Source organism: Undibacterium sp. YM2, assembly GCF_009937975.1.
Classification (GTDB): Bacteria; Pseudomonadota; Gammaproteobacteria; order Burkholderiales; family Burkholderiaceae_D; genus Undibacterium.
The window spans coordinates 5,836,941-5,858,707 of record NZ_AP018441.1; the positions used below are offsets into that span (position 1 = coordinate 5,836,941).

Annotated in this window: 18 protein-coding genes, 1 pseudogene and 1 riboswitch; of the genes and pseudogenes, 1 reads left to right on the plus strand and 18 read right to left on the minus strand. The window is 52.0% G+C overall.

What is annotated here, in order from left to right; translation table 11 throughout:
- The first annotated feature begins 3 nt into the window (after nucleotides 1-3).
- The gene (locus UNDYM_RS26850; protein WP_162043884.1) at nucleotides 4-1,350 is read left to right on the plus strand and encodes a sigma-54 dependent transcriptional regulator; all 1,347 of its coding nucleotides are present in this window, start codon (nucleotides 4-6) and stop codon (nucleotides 1,348-1,350) included.
- A gap of 21 nt (nucleotides 1,351-1,371) precedes the next feature.
- Here UNDYM_RS26850 and UNDYM_RS26855 read toward each other — a convergent pair whose 3' ends face one another.
- From UNDYM_RS26855 to UNDYM_RS26940, 18 genes and pseudogenes are all read right to left on the minus strand, one after another.
- Nucleotides 1,372-1,659, minus strand: coding sequence for a hypothetical protein (locus tag UNDYM_RS26855; RefSeq protein WP_162043885.1), 288 nt, complete (start codon nucleotides 1,657-1,659; stop codon nucleotides 1,372-1,374).
- Nucleotides 1,575-1,802, minus strand: a complete 228-nt coding sequence (locus tag UNDYM_RS26860) for a hypothetical protein (protein WP_162043886.1) — start codon at nucleotides 1,800-1,802, stop codon at nucleotides 1,575-1,577. The genes UNDYM_RS26855 and UNDYM_RS26860 overlap by 85 nt, the downstream gene beginning before the upstream one ends.
- Nucleotides 1,803-1,814: 12 nt before the next feature.
- Entirely contained in the window at nucleotides 1,815-2,285 is a 471-nt protein-coding gene (locus UNDYM_RS26865; RefSeq protein ID WP_162043887.1) for a hypothetical protein, read from the minus strand.
- 2 nt (nucleotides 2,286-2,287) lie between these two features.
- Nucleotides 2,288-6,232 (minus strand): response regulator, encoded by a 3,945-nt coding sequence (locus UNDYM_RS26870; RefSeq protein WP_162043888.1) that lies wholly within the window; start codon nucleotides 6,230-6,232, stop codon nucleotides 2,288-2,290.
- 70 nt (nucleotides 6,233-6,302) lie between these two features.
- A complete protein-coding gene (locus tag UNDYM_RS26875) occupies nucleotides 6,303-8,108 on the minus strand; it encodes a methyl-accepting chemotaxis protein (protein ID WP_162043889.1) in 1,806 nt (601 codons plus the stop codon).
- 75 nt (nucleotides 8,109-8,183) lie between these two features.
- Entirely contained in the window at nucleotides 8,184-8,735 is a 552-nt protein-coding gene (locus UNDYM_RS26880) for a chemotaxis protein CheW (RefSeq protein WP_162043890.1), read from the minus strand.
- 42 nt (nucleotides 8,736-8,777) lie between these two features.
- Complete coding sequence (locus UNDYM_RS26885) at nucleotides 8,778-9,143, minus strand: PleD family two-component system response regulator (protein WP_162043891.1); 366 nt, start codon at nucleotides 9,141-9,143, stop codon at nucleotides 8,778-8,780.
- A gap of 75 nt (nucleotides 9,144-9,218) precedes the next feature.
- Nucleotides 9,219-10,127: a response regulator gene (locus UNDYM_RS26890; protein WP_162043892.1), complete on the minus strand. Its 909-nt coding sequence runs from the start codon at nucleotides 10,125-10,127 to the stop codon at nucleotides 9,219-9,221.
- A 38-nt stretch (nucleotides 10,128-10,165) separates the two neighbouring features.
- Nucleotides 10,166-10,250, minus strand: a riboswitch (cyclic di-GMP riboswitch).
- 164 nt (nucleotides 10,251-10,414) lie between these two features.
- The gene (locus UNDYM_RS26895; RefSeq protein WP_162043893.1) at nucleotides 10,415-11,143 is read right to left on the minus strand and encodes a pyridoxine 5'-phosphate synthase; all 729 of its coding nucleotides are present in this window, start codon (nucleotides 11,141-11,143) and stop codon (nucleotides 10,415-10,417) included.
- Nucleotides 11,144-11,344: 201 nt separating this feature from the next.
- Nucleotides 11,345-13,348, minus strand: a complete 2,004-nt coding sequence (locus UNDYM_RS26900) for an acetyl/propionyl/methylcrotonyl-CoA carboxylase subunit alpha (protein WP_162043894.1) — start codon at nucleotides 13,346-13,348, stop codon at nucleotides 11,345-11,347.
- A 140-nt stretch (nucleotides 13,349-13,488) separates the two neighbouring features.
- Nucleotides 13,489-14,517 carry a biotin synthase BioB gene (gene bioB, locus UNDYM_RS26905; RefSeq protein WP_370529414.1) on the minus strand — a complete coding sequence of 343 codons (1,029 nt, stop codon included), beginning with the start codon at nucleotides 14,515-14,517 and terminating at the stop codon, nucleotides 13,489-13,491.
- 12 nt (nucleotides 14,518-14,529) lie between these two features.
- The gene (bioD, locus tag UNDYM_RS26910; RefSeq protein WP_162043895.1) at nucleotides 14,530-15,225 is read right to left on the minus strand and encodes a dethiobiotin synthase; all 696 of its coding nucleotides are present in this window, start codon (nucleotides 15,223-15,225) and stop codon (nucleotides 14,530-14,532) included.
- Nucleotides 15,225-16,490 (minus strand): 8-amino-7-oxononanoate synthase, encoded by a 1,266-nt coding sequence (gene bioF, locus UNDYM_RS26915; protein WP_162043896.1) that lies wholly within the window; start codon nucleotides 16,488-16,490, stop codon nucleotides 15,225-15,227. Before bioF ends, bioD begins: the two co-directional genes overlap by 1 nt.
- A complete protein-coding gene (bioA, locus tag UNDYM_RS26920; RefSeq protein WP_162043897.1) occupies nucleotides 16,487-17,824 on the minus strand; it encodes an adenosylmethionine--8-amino-7-oxononanoate transaminase in 1,338 nt (445 codons plus the stop codon). The genes bioF and bioA overlap by 4 nt, the downstream gene beginning before the upstream one ends.
- 41 nt (nucleotides 17,825-17,865) lie before the next feature.
- Nucleotides 17,866-18,402, minus strand: coding sequence for a DUF1569 domain-containing protein (locus UNDYM_RS26925; protein ID WP_162043898.1), 537 nt, complete (start codon nucleotides 18,400-18,402; stop codon nucleotides 17,866-17,868).
- A gap of 54 nt (nucleotides 18,403-18,456) precedes the next feature.
- A complete protein-coding gene (locus UNDYM_RS26930) occupies nucleotides 18,457-19,236 on the minus strand; it encodes an enoyl-CoA hydratase/isomerase family protein (protein WP_162043899.1) in 780 nt (259 codons plus the stop codon).
- Between the two features lie 169 nt (nucleotides 19,237-19,405).
- Nucleotides 19,406-20,890 (minus strand): annotated as a pseudogene (locus UNDYM_RS26935) (S1C family serine protease); the annotation flags it as partial.
- 180 nt (nucleotides 20,891-21,070) lie between these two features.
- Nucleotides 21,071-21,640, minus strand: a complete 570-nt coding sequence (locus UNDYM_RS26940; RefSeq protein WP_162043900.1) for a hypothetical protein — start codon at nucleotides 21,638-21,640, stop codon at nucleotides 21,071-21,073.
- Nucleotides 21,641-21,767: the final 127 nt, after the last annotated feature.

Sequence of the window (21,767 nt, forward strand, 5' to 3'; positions counted from 1 at the left end):
ACCATGAGCATGCAAACTATTTTACTGGTCGATGATGAGCCAGCCTTTCAACGCCTGTGTGGCAACTGGCTGGCCAGCCTCGGTTATGTCGTCAAGGTCGCGGCCACGGCAGAACAGGTACATGCCTTGCTGGCGGAGAACAGCTTTGATCTGGTCTTGTTGGACCTAGCCTTGCCGCCCAGTTTCACACCCGATGAAGGCCTGGCGCTATTGCCAGCATTCGCACCTGTACCTGTGGTCGTCATGACTGGTCATGCAGACCGTGAACTGGCGCTGCGTGCCATCAGCCTGGGGGCCTGGGATTTTTTACCCAAGCCACTCGATCCAGACATCTTGCGCGTGGTGGTCGACCGCGCCCTCAACAAAAGCCGCCTGGAACGTGAACTCGCAGTATGGCGCGCCCGCGCCCTGCCGGACGACAATAGCATGGGCCTGATAGGCATCAGTGCCGAGCTGGCGGAACTGCGCTCGCTGATACGCCGCATTGCGCCTACCGATGTACCAGTCATGATTACCGGCCCCAGTGGTACAGGCAAGGAGTTGGTGGCACGCGCCCTGCACGCCCAGGGCAAGCGGGCAGGTAAAGCATTTATTGCGGTACATTGCGGTGCCATACCTGCAGAATTATTCGAGAGTGAATTATTTGGTCACTGCAAAGGCAGCTTCACCGGTGCCGACCGTGACCGCAAAGGACTGATCGCTGCGGCTGATGGTGGCACGCTATTCCTCGATGAGGTAGGTGAAATGCCCCTGCCCATGCAAGTCAAGTTGCTGCGCTTCTTGCAGTCTGGCAGCTTCTTTCCCATAGGTGCACGCACTGAGTTGCGTGTCGATGTGCGCATAGTCGCGGCGACGAACCGTGATCTGGCCGTCATGGTCGAAGAAAAAAGTTTCAGGGATGATTTGTATTACCGCCTCAAAGGCATACAGATGCGCACCCTGGCACTGGTAGACAGAGCAGAAGATATCGCCCTGATAGCCCAGGCAATTGCGGCGCGATCAACACCGCCAAAACGCCTGACGGCTGCGGCACAGGAATGGCTGGTATCCCATGCCTGGCCCGGCAATGTCAGGGAGTTACAGCACTGCCTGCAAACGGCAATGGCACTGGCCGGTGAGATGAACGAGATCGTAGTAGATGATCTGGCACTGGCTTGCGGTGAAGTTGCAAGCGATGCGCCTGCGGTGGATACCGGTTTATTGGAGGAACAGGTGGCTGCACTGGAAAAACGTCTCATCGTCGGCGCGCTGAATGACAACCAGCACAACCATACGCATGCAGCAAAACAACTGGGTATATCCCGCGTCGGTTTGTTGAACAAGATGCGCAGATATGGTTTGCGTGGTTAAGCAACGCATGCTTACTCAGCGCTAATGCGCGGCAGAAAAAAGGCGGCTCAAATCCAGCACAGGTATGCTTTGCCCCTGCTGCTCAAAACAGGAAATCGCCATATCTTCCCAGCCGGCCTCATCGAGGCTGCTGGCCTGCTTATCATCAACCAGCACACGTACCGGCGGTGCCGCGAGGTGTATCGCACCCAGGCCTGCGGTATTACTGACAGCATCATGAAATGCTACCAGAGCGAGAATATTGCCCGTGCAGGCACGTCCCCCAGGCGCACGGGGAGTTGCATGACGGGTACGGCACGTTTTTGCCAAAAGATGATCTCCCGCATATGCGCGGGCGCGAGCGGCACCTCAAAGCTGTCTTGCGCATCCATGATTTGTATGAGCTCACGCTGGCCGATGGCGACTTGCCTCCCATCGCCTACGTCCAGTAACCAGGCATTTGCACTAGACATATTTGCGCTCCATTAATGAGTAGCAGTGATTTGTGCGAAAGCACCATACTGCATTAAATGCCGGGCATCGCTGAGACAGGCCAGGCCGTTTTCAAATGGCATGACAGCCTGCACTGGCGTGTAGCCAGCACGCATGGCAACAGGCAAGGCATAGTCGCTGCCGGATTGCTGATTGAGTACCCTGACATCATCACACAGCAAACCCAGAAAACCCTTGCCGGTAGCCAGCATGACACAGGCGCGGCGTGCTGCAGGTATCTTGTCCAGGGTCTGCAATTCACCATTCAGGCTCAATACCGGCCAGCTTTGTCCCAGGTAAGCGATGCGCCCTATGGCAGGCGCAACTGCATCCTGGCTGACCAGATCAACAACAGATTCCACTGCACAGACATCGCCCTGCGGCAGCATGAGCTGCATATTATCAATACGCAGCAACAGACGGTTGCGTATTTCTGTACTCATCCCCGGCACCATCGCTCCCATGATCAGGCTCCTGTCAGGCGGTTAATATGCTGCAGCAAGGCATCTTCACTGAAGGGTTTGACGAGGTAGGCATCCACCCCGGCGGCATCGCCCTGCTGCCTGTGTTTTTGGGTAGAGCGTGAAGTGATCATGATGATGGGAATGCGCTTGTCGAGCTTGCGGGCGCGTACATGACTGGTCAGCTCCAGGCCATTCATGCGCGGCATTTCCATATCGACCAGGATCACGTCGGGCAGCACTTCGTCGAGTATGGCAACCGCATCCAGGCCATCAATGGCAGTGCGTACTTCGTAACCGGCATCGCGCATGATCTGCGCAGTAGCACGGCGGGCTGACAATGAATCATCGACCACCAGCGCAGTACGCACATGGGCTGCCCGTGAACCTGCCTGTGCTGGCAAGCCAGCGTGGGCATTATCCACATTGACATACTGCTGGGTAGATGCACGCAATAATTCTGGCAAATCAATAACCGGCGCGACGCTACCGTCACCGAGGATGACCGCACCTATCGTGCCCTGGATTCTTGGTACATAGCGGCCAAACTTCTTGACCACGACTTCACGGCCATCGACCAGTTCCTGCACTTGTATTGCGCAGGTCGCGCCGGTATCGGTGCTGACCAGCAAGACCGGGTAGCCATAGCTGCGCGCTTCCTTGCGATGGTCTTGCATGCCCAGCAAGCTATCGAGCTTCAGCAATTTATGCACTGCATCGCCAACACGATAGACAGGCTGGTCAGCCAGCGTATCAATTTGTGCATCAGTGATGTAATGGATGTCAATAATACGACGGCTGGAAATCGCCATCATGTGACCAGCCACGCGCGCCATCAGGGTATGTTCGGACAAGAGGCTGGCAGGCAGGCGCAACTCAACCACCAGGCCCTGGCCTGCGACTGAGCGTAAATTCAACGAGCCTTTCATTTCCAGTATGCGTGCATGCACCATGTCCATGCCTATGCCACGGCCAGAAGTCTGGGTGCTGCTGTCGCGGGTGGAAAAGCCTGGCACGAGTATCAACCGAGCCAACTCTTCTTCAGACAAGATACGCTCGGCACTGATCATCTTTCGCTTCAAGGCAGTACGACGTATCGCCGCATAATCCAGACCGGCACCATCATCCTTGCAACGGACGACAATGGAATTACCTTCGCGGGCAAAGCTCAGTTCTATCAGGCCATCTGCCGGTTTATTCGCAGCCAGCCTGCTGGCAAGTGTCTCTATGCCATGATCGACCGCATTGCGCAGGATATGCATCAGCGGGTCTGTCAGGTCATTGAGCATATTGCTATCGATGTTGGTATTCGCACCCAGGATGTTCAGATTGACCTGTTTATCAAGCAGGCGACAAGTCTGGCGCACACTGCGTTGCAGGCGCGAGACTATGGTCGTGACCGGCACCAGCCGCGTGCGTATCACGGCATGCTGGTTTTCCATTTGCAGGCGGCGCTGTACTTCCAGCAATTCAGCCAGGCCGTGCAATTGTTCGTCGATATGGCTGGACATTTCGAAAGCATCGGTGCGTGCCTCTACCAGTTGTGCGGTAATGGTATGCAGCTCGCTATAGCGTTCAAATTCCAGTGGATCAAAATCACCGTCGGTAGTGCTGATGCTGGCTTTTTTCTGCGGGCTGCTCATGCCACGTACATCAACCAGGGTTTCGAGGTCAGCAATCAGTTTCTGGAACAGGATATCGTGTTTTTGTATGGCTTTTGATTGTTTTTGCGTTTGCTTCAATTGTTCCTGGATTTGCGCATTTGAGATAACATTTTCACCTGCGAGGCGCAGCAGTTCATCCACCACTTTCGCAGGTACACGCAACATCGGTTCAGCCGCATGAGAACCAGGTTCGACCAGGTCTAGTACAGCGCCAGAAGATTGCGGGACCGGGGTATTTGCAACAGGCGCAGCGACTGCTACAGCTTCGCTGTGGACAACAAATTCGCCACTGCGCATATAGCTGACATAATCGCAAATCTGTTGCAGCAGCTGTTGCGACTGTGCCGGTGCTGTACCGCCATCGACCACGGCCTCACCCATGGCTTCGAGACAATCGCCAGCCTCGGTCAGCAATTCTGCCAGTGCATTGTCGGGCAGGCTTTGTTTATCAGTGAGGGCAATCAGTAAATCTTCCAGGTGATGGGTCAGGTTGGCGATACCGGCTATGCCTACGGTGTTGGCAGCGCCCTTCAGGGTATGCGCGGCACGCTTGGCTTGCTCTATGTCCTGCATGCTGCCAGCACCATTTGAAAATTTTTCTATGGCGCTGGTGAAATTACCTACCTGTACAGGCAGTTCCTGCAAGAGACCATCGAATAATTCGGTATTCAAATCATCTGGCAGTTGTATGGACACATCGCCTGCAGTGATGGCAATGACAGCGGCTGCTTCATCTTGATGGTCTGCTATCAGATTGATATTGATGAGTTCTGTGAATAGAGATTCATTGCCGTCCATGACTGCCGTCTGTGACCAGCAAGAATCCATCAACAGGGATAATAATTCCAGTGCCGCGATTTCTTCTTTGGGTGCCAACAGGTAGGCATTCAACTTCGCTGGCAATTCGCCCAGCAAGCTGACTTGCTGCGCATCCAGCGCCTGTGTTTGGGTTGCGACCATGCCTGCCAGCAGGGACAAAAATTGATGCAAGGCAGTCAGGCCTATGGATTCTGAAGTAGCGGCGATACGCAACAAGGCTTCGACATAATTCTGCAATGCCAGACTGCGCTGTTCATCATCACCAGATGCCACGACTGCTGCCAGGTCTTCTGCCAGCATATTACCCATGAGACCGAACTCTTTGGCGAATAGTGCCAGCATATCGCTACTGACTTCCTGTGCGGTGGCGCTGGTCGTTGGCACATCACCCGCATCTACAGCATCTTCTGCCCCCTCCTCTGTGCCTTCATGGTCCACGTCATCCCTGTTGTCGCTCTGTTGCAACTCCGTGTAGGTAGCACCGCTTACTGCTTCTTGCCTGTTCCATGCCGGGTCATACACAAGATCGAGCAGACTGGCTGCGACTTCTGGATTTTCAGCATCAGCAATAGCATCCATGAGCATCAGCGGGAAGCGTTGCAGCAAACCCAGTTCGGTTTCATTGACAGGGTCTGCATGTACGGACCTCATGATGACAACATCGGCAAAAGCCTGGCAGGCATCTGCCACTACGTGCAGGTTCAACTGACTTGCACAACTTGAAAAACCCAGCAACTGCGCCGCATAAGCTTGCAAGGTCGCAGCATCATTGGCGCCGCCCTGGGCAAAGTGCTCATCGGCTGCCAGGCTCATGATGAGGGCGTCCAGCGCTTCATGTAATGCTGAAGTTGATGTATCTGATGTATCTGCGACTATCGAGGATGTTGCTGGCTCAGTGATTTCTGCATCTTCAGCTTGTGCAGCTAGTGCATTGTGTGCATCTGCCTGATTCAATAAAGCGATCTCTGCCGTGGCTGGCGCAGGTACCAGGAACAAAGGGGGAGGCTCTTCCACTTCAGCCAATGGTGTCAGTGGATCACTATTCAGCAATTGCCTGAGCTCACAGGAATCACCAAGGCTCAAAGGAATGGGCCAGCTGGCTGTCGAAAGATGGTCTATCAGGGTTTCTATGTTCTTGTCGCCATGATTCAGGGCATGGCTGGCCAGCAGATCTGGCCATTCGCTGAGCAGGTGATATTCTTCATCCGTGAGACGGCGATTCTGGTTATACAGGCTGATGAGGTTACGTTCTATCAGCGCGCATACCCAGTGCAGACCGGGCATGTCAGCAGCACTGGCTGCCGCGCGTATGCGGCGCAATTGCTCGATATAACAAGCCAGGGCACGCGTGACTACTGCAACATCGGTCGAATGCGTGGCATCGGTTTCCAGCGCATTGAATACCTCATCGAGGGCACCGAGGACAATATGGCTGAAATCTGTAGCCTGGTTTTCTAGCTGTTCCATACTGCCTCAGACGGGTTAGTTGGAAAGAGAGAAACCTGCGCAAATGCATGCGCAGGTTTGAGTGGTGGTATCAGGCTGCCAGTTTGAAAACGCGCACGGTGGACAATAACATCCTTGCATATTCCACCAGGTTGGTGGTTTGTGCCGACTGTTCATCAAGTTGCAAACTGGTTTGCTGATTGGTTTTCTTGATCTGTATCGCTCTGTCCAGCAATTCCTGGCTAGCCTTGGCCTGACCATGGGATTTGATGGCAATCTGCTGTACTGATTCCACCAGCTCAGTGGTCGCATTTTGCGTCGCCTGCATTTGCAGACCGGCTTGTTCTGCCAGACGGCTGCCTTCTACCACCTGGGCAATTGCCGAGTTCATGGTATTGACCGTATCTGAGGTTTCCAGCTGTATGTTATTGACCAGGCCAGAAATTTGCAGCGTCGCTTGCCGCGCATTTTCTGCCAGCCTTTGCACCTCATCCGCAACCACCGCAAAACCACGACCAGCTTCACCGGCAGAGGCCGCATGCATACTCGCATTCAAAGCCAGGATGTGGGTACGTTCTGCAATTGCGTTAATCAGACCGACCACGCCGGAAATTTCTTGCGAACGTTCACCCAGGCGTTTAATCCGTTTTTCTGTTTCACGTATGATGTCGCGGGTACTATTAATACCACCGACCGTGCTGGTTACCGTATCCATCGCCAGTCGTGTTGAGCGTATCGCATTATCAGCAGCGCGGTTGCAGGTTTGGGCCAGATCAGCAATATTGCGCATTTCTTCAGAAGCGGTCGATAATGAAACGGTAGTATGCTCCACTTCCAGCCTTTCTTCTGCTGCCGCGGCCATCACGTTGTCGGACTGGGCTTTCACTTTCAACGTGGCCTCGGTCACGTCGGCAGAAATATTACTGACATCACGCAGCACTTTGGCAGTTTCGCTGGTCAGCATGTTCAAGGCATCAGATACTGCACCTGTCACATCGGCAGATACCGGTACTTTGACAGTCAAATCTCTGCTCGCCAGTTGCGCCACCGCCTGCAACAAGACCAGCACGGATTCATTGAGTTTTTCATTTTCATCTTCGATGGATTTGCGGCTGGCTTCACGTTCATCCACCATCCTGTCAAACTGGCGTGAGAGTTTGCCGATTTCGTCCGGTTGCGTGCTGCGTGCCCTGACGCTGGCATCGCCCTGTGTCAGTTTCTGCATAACGCCGATCAGATGCGATACCGGTTTGGTGATACTGCGCGTCATCCAGTAAGCAACACCCGCTGCCAGCAAGATGGAAAAAGCTGCCACCAGGGCCAGAATGTTTTTCGCACTCAGGTAAGTGCTGTCGGCTGCGGCACCATCCTTGTTCACCAATTTTGTTTGGTAGTCGATCAAGGCATCCATGGAAGAAAACCATTTCTCCTGATCGGCTTGCAGGTTGCCAAGCAGCCAGGCTGTGGCTTCAGTCTTTTTACCTTCAGTCGCCAGGCGCATGAATTCCCTTTGCGAAGTACCATATTTAGTACGTGCTTCAGTCGCTGTCTGGAAGATGCCTTTTTCTTCATCGCTGGCAATCAATTTTTCAAAACCGGCGATGTTTTCTTCCTGGTTCTGTCTGCGTGACAAAATCAGTTGCTGTTCTTTTTCCACTGCCGATTGATCGTTCAGGAGCAGCATATTACGCATGGAACGCGCATTGGCATTAACGTTACCAAGCATCTTGTAGGCCAGCACAACTTTAGGATAGCTACCATCCACAATGCGGTGGGTACCATCATTGATGCTCTTCAGGTTGGACAGGGCCAGCCAGGCCGTTACCGCCAGCAGCAAGAGCACCGCTGTAAATCCCAGACTGAGCCGGATACCAATATTCGGAGTACGTAATTTCATTTTGCTCTCCACAAGAAAAACATCAACAAAGACTGCTTTGTCAGATCAACAGAAGGGAATCAGCCAGGTATTGCGTCAGGTATCCGTACTACGGCTGAGTTTTTCGAAAAAACTTTCATGATTGAAGTCCAGCCAGACCTTGTCATCCTTGACGAAAGCGGCTGGCACATAAGCCTCCAGCGTGGCTGGCAATTGCGGCATCTGGGTAATGGTGCGCAATTCGGTCAGCGGTTGCGGATAACTGTCTATCAGCATGCCAACGGCGTTTTCTGCCTTGTCCAGTATCAGGAACAATTTTGTCGGCGTGACTTCTGACCTGCGGCCACTGAGTACCAGTCCCAGATCAAAAATGGGTACCAGATTGCCGCGCAGGTTGATCAGCCCCAGCAGGAATGCCGGGGCCCCAGGCAGGGGAGCGACTGCCTGGGGTCGTATGACTTCACTGCCTGTTTCGGCCCTGATCAGCAGGTTCAGCGAAGCAACACGATAACCATAGCGCTTTCTTTCCATGAGCGGTGCTACATCGCTCCACAGCAAATCACCCGGAGGAGTAAAGCGTTCCAGCGCAACGCTGGGCGGCAGCCATTCTTTGGATTGCGCTGTATTGCCGGATGTAATCAGACTCATGGCAGCTCCCTGCGTGAGTTGGCAGCGATCGGAAATCAGGTGTCAGGCAGCGATCTTGAGCTGCTCTATGATCTGATCAGCGGTATAAGGCTTGGCGACATAGCCTTTGGCACCTTGCAACTGACCCCAGATCTTGTCGGCCTTTTGCGATTTGCTGCTGACAAAGACGATGGGTATGCCCTTGGTGGCAGGGTCCTGGGTCAGGCTGCGACAGGCTTCATAACCATCCATCTCAGGCATGACGATGTCGAGGAAAATGATGGATGGTTTTTCTGCCTTGGCTTTTTCCAGGGAATCCTTGCCACTGGAAGCCGTGACCACCATATAGCCAGCATCCGTCAGGATGGCTTTGATATTGGCCAGTTCAGTAGCGGAATCGTCAACAACGAGGGCTTTTTTCATGCTCATGATGTACTCCATGTATAGATCAATCAAGCGCCCTGCTCCCCAGGGCATAGGTAAGGATGCTGATGCAGACTGGCTTCAGGTTCCCATGGCCAGTCCGTGGCTCTTGTCCAGACCTGTGCTCTCATCCACAGTGCTCAGGGTCTTTTCTACAACTGCACGAAATTTCAGATGCTCAACCGGCTTGGTCAGATAACTATTGCAACCCGAGATGGAGCCACGTATACGGTCAAAGGGGGAGGACTTGCTGGTCAGCATGACCACAGGTGTACGCTTGGTTTGCGGATGGCGGCGTATGATCTTGCAGATTTCATAGCCATCCGCACCGGGCATGACAATGTCGAGGAAGATGATGTCGTAGTTTTTCTTTTCCAGCATCTGCAGGGCTTGCTCGCCTGTCTCAGCGCAGTCAGAGGCGATTTTCATGGAGCGCAATTCAAGGTCTATCTTGATTCTGGCAGTGGGGCTGTCATCCACGATCAGGGCACGGTGACCACCCTGCAAGACCGAGGCTGAGGGGCTTTTTTGCAGCAGGGGCTGCACATTAGCTGCTTTGTCCATTTCTGCTTTCTGGGCAACTGCTGCACTGACAGGAGATGTTGCAGGCAACACCTTTTCCAGTTCATCTGCTACCTGGTCCAGCAAGGCCAACATCTTGGTAGGAACCAGAGGATGCAATAAATGATATTTGCCAGGCTGTGCCTTGCCTGCATTGGAAATGAATACCGTTGCAGGTTCGGGGATACTGCGTGTTTCTATAAGCTCCTGTAAAGCTGCCCTGGCCTGGCTATTATCCGGATCGAGTATGACAATATCCGGGTCACCAGCCTGGCTGGCATCGAACAAGGCATAGGAATGCCTGCGTCCGCTCGCCATGGTCAGGCTAAGCACGCTGCGCACCAAACGCAATTCATACTCAGACAAACCGAATACACTAATCAGAATTTTTTTAGAAGCGCAGGGGAGCGCCGTAGAGATGCTGTTCATGAGCACATGCCTCTTAACGAAAAACCGCCAATGCGGAATACGGTACCTGGCTGCCCTGCCGTGTTTAGCGAGGGCCCTGTAGTTTTGCGTCCCACGCTTTCGGGTGGTTTGCCTTTAAACAACGCTCACATTCTCACTATGGATTATCTCTTGTACATAGTGAAGAACATCAGCCACAGTGCTTCGTGTGAAGCACCGTTACCCCAATGTAGTTCAAGAATTTGCAGGCTTCAAGGAAAAAGTTAACATTTTTTTGCTTTTCTTTTTTCTTGCAAAAGGTACAAATTTCAGCCGCGCTGGCAAATTTTTGCATACTTTGTCAGCACCTCAACCATGCCCTGCTCCAGGCATTCGACGATGACTGCATGGCCTATGGATACTTCGAGTATGCCGGGTATGGTCAGGAACCTGGCCAGGTTGTCCAGGTTCAGATCATGCCCGGCATTGACGCCCAGACCTGCATCCTGGGCACGTTTGGCGGCAGCGGCAAAGCCTTGCAATATCTGTTCACCTTTTGCTGTGCCAAAGTGCTCTGCATAGGGCTCTGTATATAACTCGACACGGTCGGCACCGAGTTCTTTGGCCAGATGCATGTCTTGGTTGTCGTAATCAATAAACAGGCTGCTGCGTATGCCCAGCGCCCTGAGTTCAGCCAGCACGGGGCGCAAGAATTCAGCATCCTTGCGCAAGTCCCAGCCATGGTCAGAAGTCAGCTGATCCGGAGCATCCGGCACCAGCGTGCATTGCGCAGGCTTGTTGCGCTTCACGACGTCGAGGAATTCTGGTGCCGGATAACCCTCTACATTCAATTCCACGCCACGCGCCTGACACAGCACACCCAGAGTTTCCACATCGCTATACCGCGCATGCCTTTGATCCTGACGCGGATGCAGGGTAATGCCATGTGCACCGAGGTCCAGGCAGCGCGCAGCAAAGGCTTGCACATCAGGATAATTACGGCCACGTGAATTACGCAGCAAGGCGATTTTGTTGATGTTGATGGAGAGTGCGGTCATGGTGATTCCAAAGTCTGGGCAAGGTAATGAAAAAATGCTGGAACAATTTTCTGTTCAGGTATTCATCATGGACTTGCTTGCGTGTTTGTACAAGTAACACAGCAGGGTGATTTACTGGTGCATCTGTTTTTTTGCTAATCTATAAAAAAGCCAGCACATCGGTGCTGGCTTTACAGTCTAAAACTTAGCAGTTGTGAGTGATCACTGCTGGAAAGCCAGCAACTGCGCCCCTTCAGTCACCTGATCACCAATCGCATACAAGACTTCATCAATGACACCATCATGCGGTGCAGAGATCGTGTGCTCCATCTTCATCGCTTCCATGATCAGCAGGGCATCGCCCTTCTTCACTTCCTGTGCCTTGTTGACGAGCACGGCAACGATCTTGCCTGGCATGGGCGCTGTCAGGCGGCCAGCTTCAGCCTCGGCTTCACCGGCATGCGCCAGCGCATCTATGTAATGCAGGTCAGTGTGCTTACCCTGGCTGAAGACATGGAAATGCTCACCATCGCGCACCACGGTGGCAGCCACGGTCTGGTCTGCAATTTTGATGACGATATCATTTTCATGCGCGAGTGCCAGCCTGACTTGTGCTGTTGCCGCACCGGCCTGCACTTGCCAGCCATCAGCCAGATAAGTCACCTGCACATCATGCGTCTGCTCTTCTTCCGTGAATTGCAGGCTTCGTTGCATGAGGCTATTCATGCGCCAGCCGTGGCTGGATTGCCATGGGTCGCTGTTACTACCCTTTGTAGATTTTTCTGAATTCAGCAGTGACACAACCGCCAGCGCCAGCATCGTCAGGTTGGCGGCTACCGGTGCAGGGAACAGCTCTGCCTGATTACGTTCTATCAGGCCAGTATCCAGATCAGGACCAGAAAAAGCCGTACTGGTGACCAGGCGTGACAGGAAAGCGATATTGCTGCTCAGGCCGACGATCTGGTATTGCGTCAGCGCCTGCGCCATGCGGGCCAGCGCTTCTTTCCTGTCCTTGCCCCAGACTATCATCTTGGCGATCATGGGGTCATAGAAAGGTGAAATCGTATCGCCTTCACGCACACCACTATCGATACGGAAAGCTGCCGGATCAGCCGCGCCACCGAGTTCGAAATTCACAGCAACAGGGGTGCGTGCATGACGCAAAGTACCTATCGATGGCAGGAAACCTTTTTCAGGATTTTCTGCATACACGCGTGCTTCAATCGCATGACCATGGATCTGTAATTCACTCTGTTGCAGCGGCAGTTTTTCACCGGCAGCAACACGCAATTGCCATTCCACCAGATCAGTACCGGTGATCATTTCTGTCACCGGATGTTCAACCTGCAGACGGGTATTCATTTCCATGAAATAGAAAGAACCATCCTGGTTGGCGATGAATTCCACCGTGCCGGCACCAACATAGCCAACTGCTTTTGCCGCAGCCACGGCAGCATCGCCCATGGCGGCGCGGCGTTCTGCGGTCATGCCGGGCGCCGGTGCTTCTTCCAAAACTTTTTGATGGCGGCGCTGTACCGAGCAATCGCGTTCAAACAGGTAGACGCAATTGCCGTGGGTATCAGCAAACACCTGTATTTCTATATGACGTGGTCTTTGCAGGTATTTTTCTGCCAGCACTTTGTCATCGCCAAAAGAGTTGATGGCTTCGCGCTTGCAGGATGCCAGTGCATCCTTGAAGTCTGCCGATTTTTCGATAACACGCATGCCCTTGCCACCACCACCTGCACTGGCTTTCAGCAAAACCGGGTAACCGATGCGGTCAGCCTCGGTATGCAAAAAATCAGCATCCTGGTTATCACCATGGTAGCCAGGTACCAGCGGCACATTGGCTTTTTCCATCAGGGATTTTGCCGCAGACTTGCTGCCCATGGCTTCTATCGCCGAGGCTGGCGGGCCTATGAAGGCAATGCCATTCTTGGCACAGGCTTCAGCAAATTCACTGTTTTCTGACAGGAAGCCATAGCCAGGATGTATCGCCTGCGCGCCAGTTGCCAATGCGACTTCTATGATCTTGTCGGCACGCAGATAACTCTCTTTGGCGGCGGCCGGGCCTATCAAGACTGCCTCATCACAAACCGCGACATGCTTGGCATTGGCATCGGCTTCGGAATACACAGCGACAGTCTTGATGCCCATGCGGCGTGCGGTAGCAGCAACACGGCAAGCAATTTCGCCACGGTTGGCGATAAGGATTTTGGTAAACATGTCTCTAACCTTTTGGGTGGATGTATCAGTTGCGATAATTTTTCTTTATTCAATCATCAGAGAAATGCCAAGTAAAAAATGCACTTCTCTGTGTCTCCATTTTCCTCTGTGCACTCTGTGCTGAAGGTTTGCGGTTTAAATCAGGAGCAACTACCCGCTTTAGCCTCAACCTTGCCACGCGTCTTCAAGCCCAGTTTGTCGAGCAGTACACGATCATCCTGCGCTTCAGGATTAGCTGTAGTCAGCAATTTGTCGCCGTAGAAAATCGAATTCGCACCAGCCAAAAAGCACATGGCTTGCACCGCTTCACCCATCTGGCGACGGCCAGCAGAAAGACGCACACGCGCCTTGGGCATGGTGATACGGGCAACGGCTATCGTGCGTACAAATTCCAGCGGATCAAGCGGATCCAGACCATGCAAAGGCGTGCCTTCTACTTGCACCAGATGATTGACAGGTACGGATTCTGGATAGGGATTCAGGTTCGCCAGTTGAGCGATCAGGCCCGCGCGCTGGCGGCGGGACTCACCCATGCCGACGATGCCGCCGCAACAGACTTTGAGACCAGCGCTGCGTACATGACCAAGAGTATCGAGCCTGTCCTGGTAATCGCGAGTGGAAATCACATTGCTGTAAAACTCAGGTGCGGTATCGAGATTGTGATTGTAATAATCAAGACCCGCATCTTTCAAGCGCTGCGCCTGTTCTTCCTTGAGCATGCCCAGAGTAGCGCAGGTTTCCAGACCCATGGCCTTGACTTCGCGCACCATGGTTTCTACTTTTTCCATGTCGCGGTCTTTAGGTGAACGCCAGGCTGCGCCCATGCAAAAACGGGTTGCGCCGTTTTCGCGGGCAGCTTTGGCGGCATCCAGCACTTCGCGCACATCCAGCAATTTTTTGGCTTCTACGCCAGTGTCATAGCGTGCCGCTTGCGGGCAATAGCCACAATCTTCTTCGCAGCCACCGGTCTTGATGGACAAGAGTGTCGCCAGTTCCACATCACCATCGGGGAAGTTGGCGCGGTGTGCAGTTTGCGCCTTGAACATCAAGTCATTGAAGGGCAAATCAAACAGGGCCAGTACTTCATCCACGGGCCAGGTCTCGGCTTCTATCTTCTTGACCGGTGGCTGGAATTGCATGGCTTGCAAAGTCGTATCAGTAGCTTGCATCTTTGTTTCCTTTTACTTCAATTGACTCAAATCCAGATACGAGGCAGCAGTTTTTGCCTTCTCGTGATCAGGAACATTCAAACGGGGAATATGCCCCAGCATGGGTGCTGCTATGCGCTCACGCAGGGCGGCAATATTTTCTTGCGGGTACAGCATGTTGGCATCAACGGTATTGGCAACCCAGCCTGCCAGTCTCAGGCCGCGGGCGGCGATGGCTTCAACAGTGAGCAATGCATGGTTGATGCAACCCAGGCGCATGCCAACCACCAGTATCACGGGCAAATCCAGGGCTTGTGCCATGTCTGCCGTTGTCACTTGCGGATTCAGCGGTACGCAAAAACCGCCTACGCCTTCCACTACCACGGCATCAGCCTGTGCACGCAACTGCTGATAGCTGTTGACGATATGCGGCAGTTCTATAGTCACATTTTCCAGCTTTGCCACGATATGCGGTGCTGCCGGTGTCTGCATCAGATAAGGGCAAACCAGGGCCAGCTCTGCCTTGATACTGGCAGCGGCGACCAGCATATCGACATCATCATTATGCAAGACGCCATCACGCATTTCTGCCCCGGCGGCTATCGGTTTCATGCCCACGCTTCGCAAACCTTGTGCCTGCATTGCATGCAGCAGAGCGGCGCTGACCAGGGTCTTGCCTATCTCTGTATCAGTGCCGGTCACGAAAAAGTCATGCTGCAGTTTTTGCATCAGGCCACCTCGGCAAAACACTGGGCCACATAACTCATCTGGTCGAGGCGGTTAATCGCCTGCACCAGTTGCAGCACCTGGATTTCTGTGTGCGCAGCAGACAAGGTCACGCGCAGGCGTGCGGTACCAACGGGCACGGTAGGTGGGCGTATCGCCCCTACCCACAAACCCTGGTCCATGAGATTGCCAGCAACCCTCAGCATGGCGGCATTGTCACCGATGAGGACGGGTTGTATCGCAGTGTCCGATGGCATGCCTTGCCAGACTTGCAGATGCAGGCCATCACTGAACAGGCCTATCAGTTTTTCCAGATGTGCACGTCTTTGCTGGCCTTCTTCACCTGCAATAATGTCTATGCTGGTCAGCAAGGCATGCGCCAGTGCCGGTGCGGCAGCGGTCGTATAGATATATGCGCGGGCGCGTTGTACCAGCCACTCAATCACGGTTGCATCAGCCGCAACAAAAGCACCACCGACACCAGCGGCCTTGCCCAGCGTACCCATGTAAACCAGATTCGGTGACTTGATATTCAGGTGCTCCAGCACGCCACGGCCATGCTGGCCAAGCACACCAAAGCCATGCGCATCATCGACGATGAGCCAGGCATCATAACGCTCGCAAATTGCAAGCAAAGCACCAAGTTCTGCGATGTTACCATCCATGCTGAAGACGCTGTCAGTGACAACGACCCTGTGCTTGGTCTTGCATTGTTGCAGCATGCGTTCCAGCGCCGTGTAATCGCGGTGCGGGAATACCTGCACGGTGGCACGCGAAAGGCGTGCACCATCAATCAGGGAAGCATGGTTCAGGGCTTCAGAAAATACTGTCGTGTCTTTATTGATGGCCAGCGCGGTGATGACCGCCAGATTGGCCATATAGCCTGTGCAAAAATACAGGGCACGGGCGTTATCGATATGCGGTGAGACAAACTCGGCCAGGCGTTCTTCCAGCACCGCATGGGCACGGCTATGACCACTGATGAGGTGTGATGCACCACTGCCTACGCCGTACAGCGCAGCACCCTCCTGCATGGCCTCCGCCAGTTTTGGATGTGCTGCCAGACCGAGGTAATCATTGCTGCAAAACGCCAGCAAGTCACGGCCATCGACTTTCATGTTTGGTGCTGATGGTGTTTCTACCGTGCGCCTTTGACGCAATAAATGTTTTTGATCCAGCACGGCCAGCTCTTGCTGCAAACCCTGTATCAAGGATTTGCGTTGAGTCGCTATGCGTATGCCTGGATTATTCTTGCTGCCATCTGTCATGCCATTACCTCTTCAAATACCAGTCTGGTTTTATGTGCCAGCAAGCTCATTTCATCCTCCTCAAGGATGTAGGGCGGCATCATATAGACTGTGCGGCCTATGGGCCGCATTAATAATTCCTGCTTCAGCGCCACCGCAAAGAAACGGCGTGAAAATGTTGCTGCGCGTTCTGCATCATCGACCACCGCATCAAAGGCGAGAATCATGCCTTGCTGGCGGAAGTGACGCACGCGCGCATCATTTTTCAAATCTACAAAAGCAGTACTCAAAAATTCTGCCTTGACGCGGTTTTTTTGCAAGACCTTGTCATCTTCAAATATCGCCAGTGTCGCCAGCGCTGCGCGGCATGCCAGCGGGTTGCCTGTATATGAATGCGAATGCAAGAACCCACGTCTTACATCGGCATCATAAAATGCCTGGTAGACAGTATCAGTCGTCATCACCAGCGACAATGGTAAATAACCACCGCTGATACCTTTCGACAGGCATAAAAAATCTGGCCATATGCTTGCAGATTCACAGGCAAAGAAAGTACCGGTACGGCCACAGCCTACGGCAATTTCATCAGCAATCAGATGGACCTGATACTGGTCGCATAATTCGCGCAAGCGCTTGAGATAGACTGGATCATGCATGGCCATGCCAGTTGCACATTGCACCAGTGGTTCTATGATGACGGCAGCAATTTTGCCCGCGCGTTCCTGCAATTTTGCTTCCAGTGCAGCGGCGGCGCGCAAGGCCACATCGGCGGCAGTTTCGCCAACCTCTGCCAGACGTGCGTCCGGTGAAGCAACGACATGGGCACGCTGCAGCATGGGGCCATAAGCTTCACGGAACAGACTGACATCGGTTACTGCCAATGCCCCCACGGTTTCACCATGGTAGCTGCCCTGTATGCAAATAAACTCTTGTTTTTCAGTCTGGCCACCATTGCGCCAGGCATGGAAGCTCATCTTCAGGGCGATCTCGACCGCTGATGCGCCGTCAGACGCATAGAAGCAATGGCCAAGGGCATGATTAGTCAGGGCCGCCAGTTTCTCTGATAATTCGACCACAGGCGCATGGGTAAACCCGGCCAGCATTGCATGCTCAAGCTTGTCGAGCTGGTCTTTCAATTCTGCATTGATGCGTGGATTAGCATGGCCAAACAGATTGACCCACCAGGAACTGATCGCGTCAAGATAACGCTTGCCTTCCATATCAAACAGCCATGCACCGCGGCCATGGCTGACGGGTATCAGCGGCACGGTTTCATGATGCTGCATCTGGGTACACGGATGCCATACATGCTGCAGGCTGCGCGCTACCCAGTCATTTTCTTGATTCAAATTCATTCCAGACAAATTAGCGGTCAAAGTTCATTCCAGTTCCAGATTCAAGCCACGGACTGTGTAGTCTGAATGAGCTTCAAATGATTCTCTATATGCATGACATGGGCCTGGGCAAATTCTGCCTTGCTCAAACTGCCATAAGCAAAATGCGGTTTGATGTCGCCCGCATGGTTTTCAAATTTCTGTAATGCCGCGATCAGCATATCGATGCCGGCATTGACATCGCCACTCTCGGCAATTGCTGGCGCACCTGGTATGGGTTCAGTCAGGTTATGCGTCATCGCACCGGCGACTGAAAAAGCATAAAAGGCTGCACTGCCTGCCGTTTTCTGAAAGGCTGCCGGTTTCATTTCCGGGTAACCCGTCATCGAATACTCTATGCTCTGCGCCAGGTGCACAAAGACTTTATAGGGCTGCCAGCCGGATGAGCTGGCCAACTTGTTCAATCTCAGACTCGCAAGTTTTGCCTGCATCTCTGGTATTGATGTAATGACTACTGTCGATTTGCGGTAAGTCACCGCGCCTGCTGCGGTCAGCAAAGAGACGCCCAGGCCTGTCAATACCAATCTGCGCTTTGTCATCTCTGCCAACTCCTCTCTACTCTGCTTGCTATCCGCTTCATATTCAAACTGGATTCAACTCAGCCAGTCTGGCTTGCGCTTTTCCAGGAAAGAACGCACGCCTTCACGCCCCTCTTCAGACGCGCGTATCTGCGCTATGCCTTCTACTGTTGCTGCTATCAGTGCTGGCGTCACTTCACGGCTGGCAACGTCCTGTACCAGACGCTTGGCCTGCTTTACTGCATTCGGGCTATTGCTGCTCAGCGCCTTGACGATCTCGGCCACCTTGCCATCCAGTGCATCTGCCGTTACCACTTCATGCACAAATCCTGTGCGATGCGCCTCTGCCGCTGTGAAACGCTCGGCAGTGATGAAATAACGGCGCGCCGCACTTTCACCCATGGCCTTGATGACATACGGCGAGATCGTCGCCGGTATCAGGCCCAGCTTGACTTCGCTGAGGCAAAAATTGGCTGTATCCACACTAACCGCAATATCACAGGCAGCTACCAGGCCCATGCCGCCGGCATAGCAATCACCTTGCACCTTGGCAACTACCGGCTTGCTGCAGCTATAGATAGTGCGCAGCATTTCCGCCAGTTGACCGGCATCCGCGAGGTTTTCCTCATGGGTGTAATCGGCCATCTTTTTCATCCAGTTCAGGTCTGCCCCAGCACAAAAAGCAGGACCATTCGCGGCCAGCACAATAGCACGAATGCTGTCATCCTTATCCAAATTGCGAAAAACCTCAGTAATTTCGGCTATGGTGGTTTCATTAAATGCATTGCGAACATCGGGGCGGTTCAATGTGACTGTTGAAACAAAAGACTCATTTTTCAGGACTAGATTACTCATATTTTTTCATCTGAATTACTTCAGTTAGATTCATTACTTATTCAACAATCTCAAGATAAGTAGTTCCAGGCTTATACACCTCAATCACAAGAATCTGACAAAGTGATACGTCAAACATTGGCACAGCCAACTGTCAAATTATCGCCAGCATGTCCTGCTACATATCCAACTATTTTCTGCCGGGATCCTTATTTTCTTTGCCGGTATAGACCACTACACCATTTACAGCATATAAATAGCAGCTCCGTTTGTAATAACTTTCACATGCTTGCAATATTCGCACATGGGGTTCATTTGAAGCTAAAGGATCTTTTGGATTCATACCAGATGTGAAATATCCGCCCCCCGCGTCGGTCACGGCGAAAGCCCTTGGGAAGTTTTGCTGTAGAAACTCTTCGTAGAACTTACGTGCGCCAAATTTATCTAATTTACTGATGTCGCTAATATCTGCATAAGACGTTGGTGCTGGAGCGGGCACAGTAAAAGTATAAGTATTTATCCCCTTTGGATTCTGGAACACGACGTTGCCATCTACAGCATAAAGCGCACAAGCTTGCTTGGATTTTCTTTCGCATTGAATCAGCACACGCACATGTGGTTCTGCCGAATCAGGATTTTTAGCATCAAAACCGGATGCCCAGAACCAATGCCCCTGTGGACCAATGGCAAAAGCGCGCGGAAATGCTTTGTTCAAGAATTCTTCATAACCTTTTCTTGCACCAAACGCATCTAACTTTTTTACGTCACTGATATCGGCATATGAGCTTGGTGCAGGAACGGGCGTTCTCTTCAAATAGACAGGATTATTGGAATCGGTAATTTTTTTCTCTTGATATACAACGATGTCATCCACGGCATACAAAGTGCAATGTCTCTTATGAAATGTTTCGCATTCTGTGACTACTCTTACATGTGGGTCAGCCGTATCTTTAGGCGTCCGGCCATAGGTATGAAACCATCCGCCTCCGTCGGCAATCGCAAATGCGCGTGGCAAAGCTTTTCCGAGAAACTCTTCATATCCTTTTCTGGCTCCAAATTGATCGAGTTTCGCAGCATCTGATATGTCAGCAAATCCTGAAGCCGGTGGTATAGGAGTTCTTGCGGCAGATTGTACTTTGGCTTCCGGCTTGAAATTAGCGCCGCCAGCCATTGAATCTTGTGTAGTTTTATTCTTAAATTTATCCAGTGCAGCAGCACTGCGGGCTGGCAATTCACTTAATAAATTTGCAGGTATAGCCAGATTCAGGTTTTGCCCTTTTAATATACCCGCAGAAGTGATGCCTATTAACTTGCCGTCCTCATCAAACAAGCCACCACCACTTGAGCCCGGTGAAATTGGTGCTGAAATTTGTATATACCAAAGATTTTGATTGTCGTCCTTGCGTAAAGCCGATATCAGCCCATCACTCAAAGTCCTATCCATACCAACAGGATTACCTATCGTATAAATATGCTGACCCACTGTGAGTTTATTACTGTCACCAAGGGCAACCGCAGGCGATTTCATATTTCGTGCTGTAATCTGGCACAAGTCACGTTCGACGTCGATATATTGTAATTTTGCGTCTAATGTAAGGTTTTCCTGCTTGATACTTATTTTTTTTGCTTTTGCGATGACATGACAATTCGTAATCAGGGTTTCTGGTTCGATAACAACCGCACTCCCTTGGGCGAATTCTACCCCAGCGCATCCTGACTAGTTACACGCCAAATACTAGCTGCGGTTTTAGCATAGAATTTATCTGGTGTAATCGACCAAGCTTGGTTAACAAAAAGGCTCAGCAAAAAAATGCCACCTGATAACCTTATAGCTGAAGGAAAATTGAACATATGCTTACTTACCAGGCAACAAATCTACGAAGTCGTCCATGCTTGGCTTGTTGTCTTTTACTACAGCAACAATCCTCTTTGCGGCACTCAAGGGTTCACAGGTTTGGTTTTTAACTTGTCGCCTCAACAAACTTTGTTCGACTTGGGGATTATTTGGATTGCTGATGTCATATACAACAACAGAGCAACCTTGTTCATCAAGTTTTCCGTATAACTGATAAGTATGTCCTGATATGGGTACAAATGTCTCCAGAATTTGACAGGTCTTGTTATTTCCCGCGCCAACAAAACGAGTGGTAACCAAAGCCCCTGTTTTTAACGAAGTCGTCAAATTACTATTTGACCCCTGCCCTACAGCAACAAGTTTTGGATTAGTGCAATTGACGGCATCATCAAAAATACTAATCGAGTAAGCATGACTCTGCAAAGCGTCCGTTTTAATCTGTAATTTGGCCGTTGTCGGCCCGCTTGGCGCAACGTAAGTGGATGTCGTGGTGACGCATGCAGATACTGATATAAATGCAAACAAAAGAGAGCAAGTGCGCAAAAATGCAGCATTTTTTTGCATTATCATGTAAATCATCCTTTAAATTCTTTAAAAACAGTCACTATATCTTGAAGAGTGGGCTATGTTCAATCCAGCTTATGGCAAATCCTGTCCGACATATTAAGTTTTTAGATTTGCCGCTCTTTCAATACTT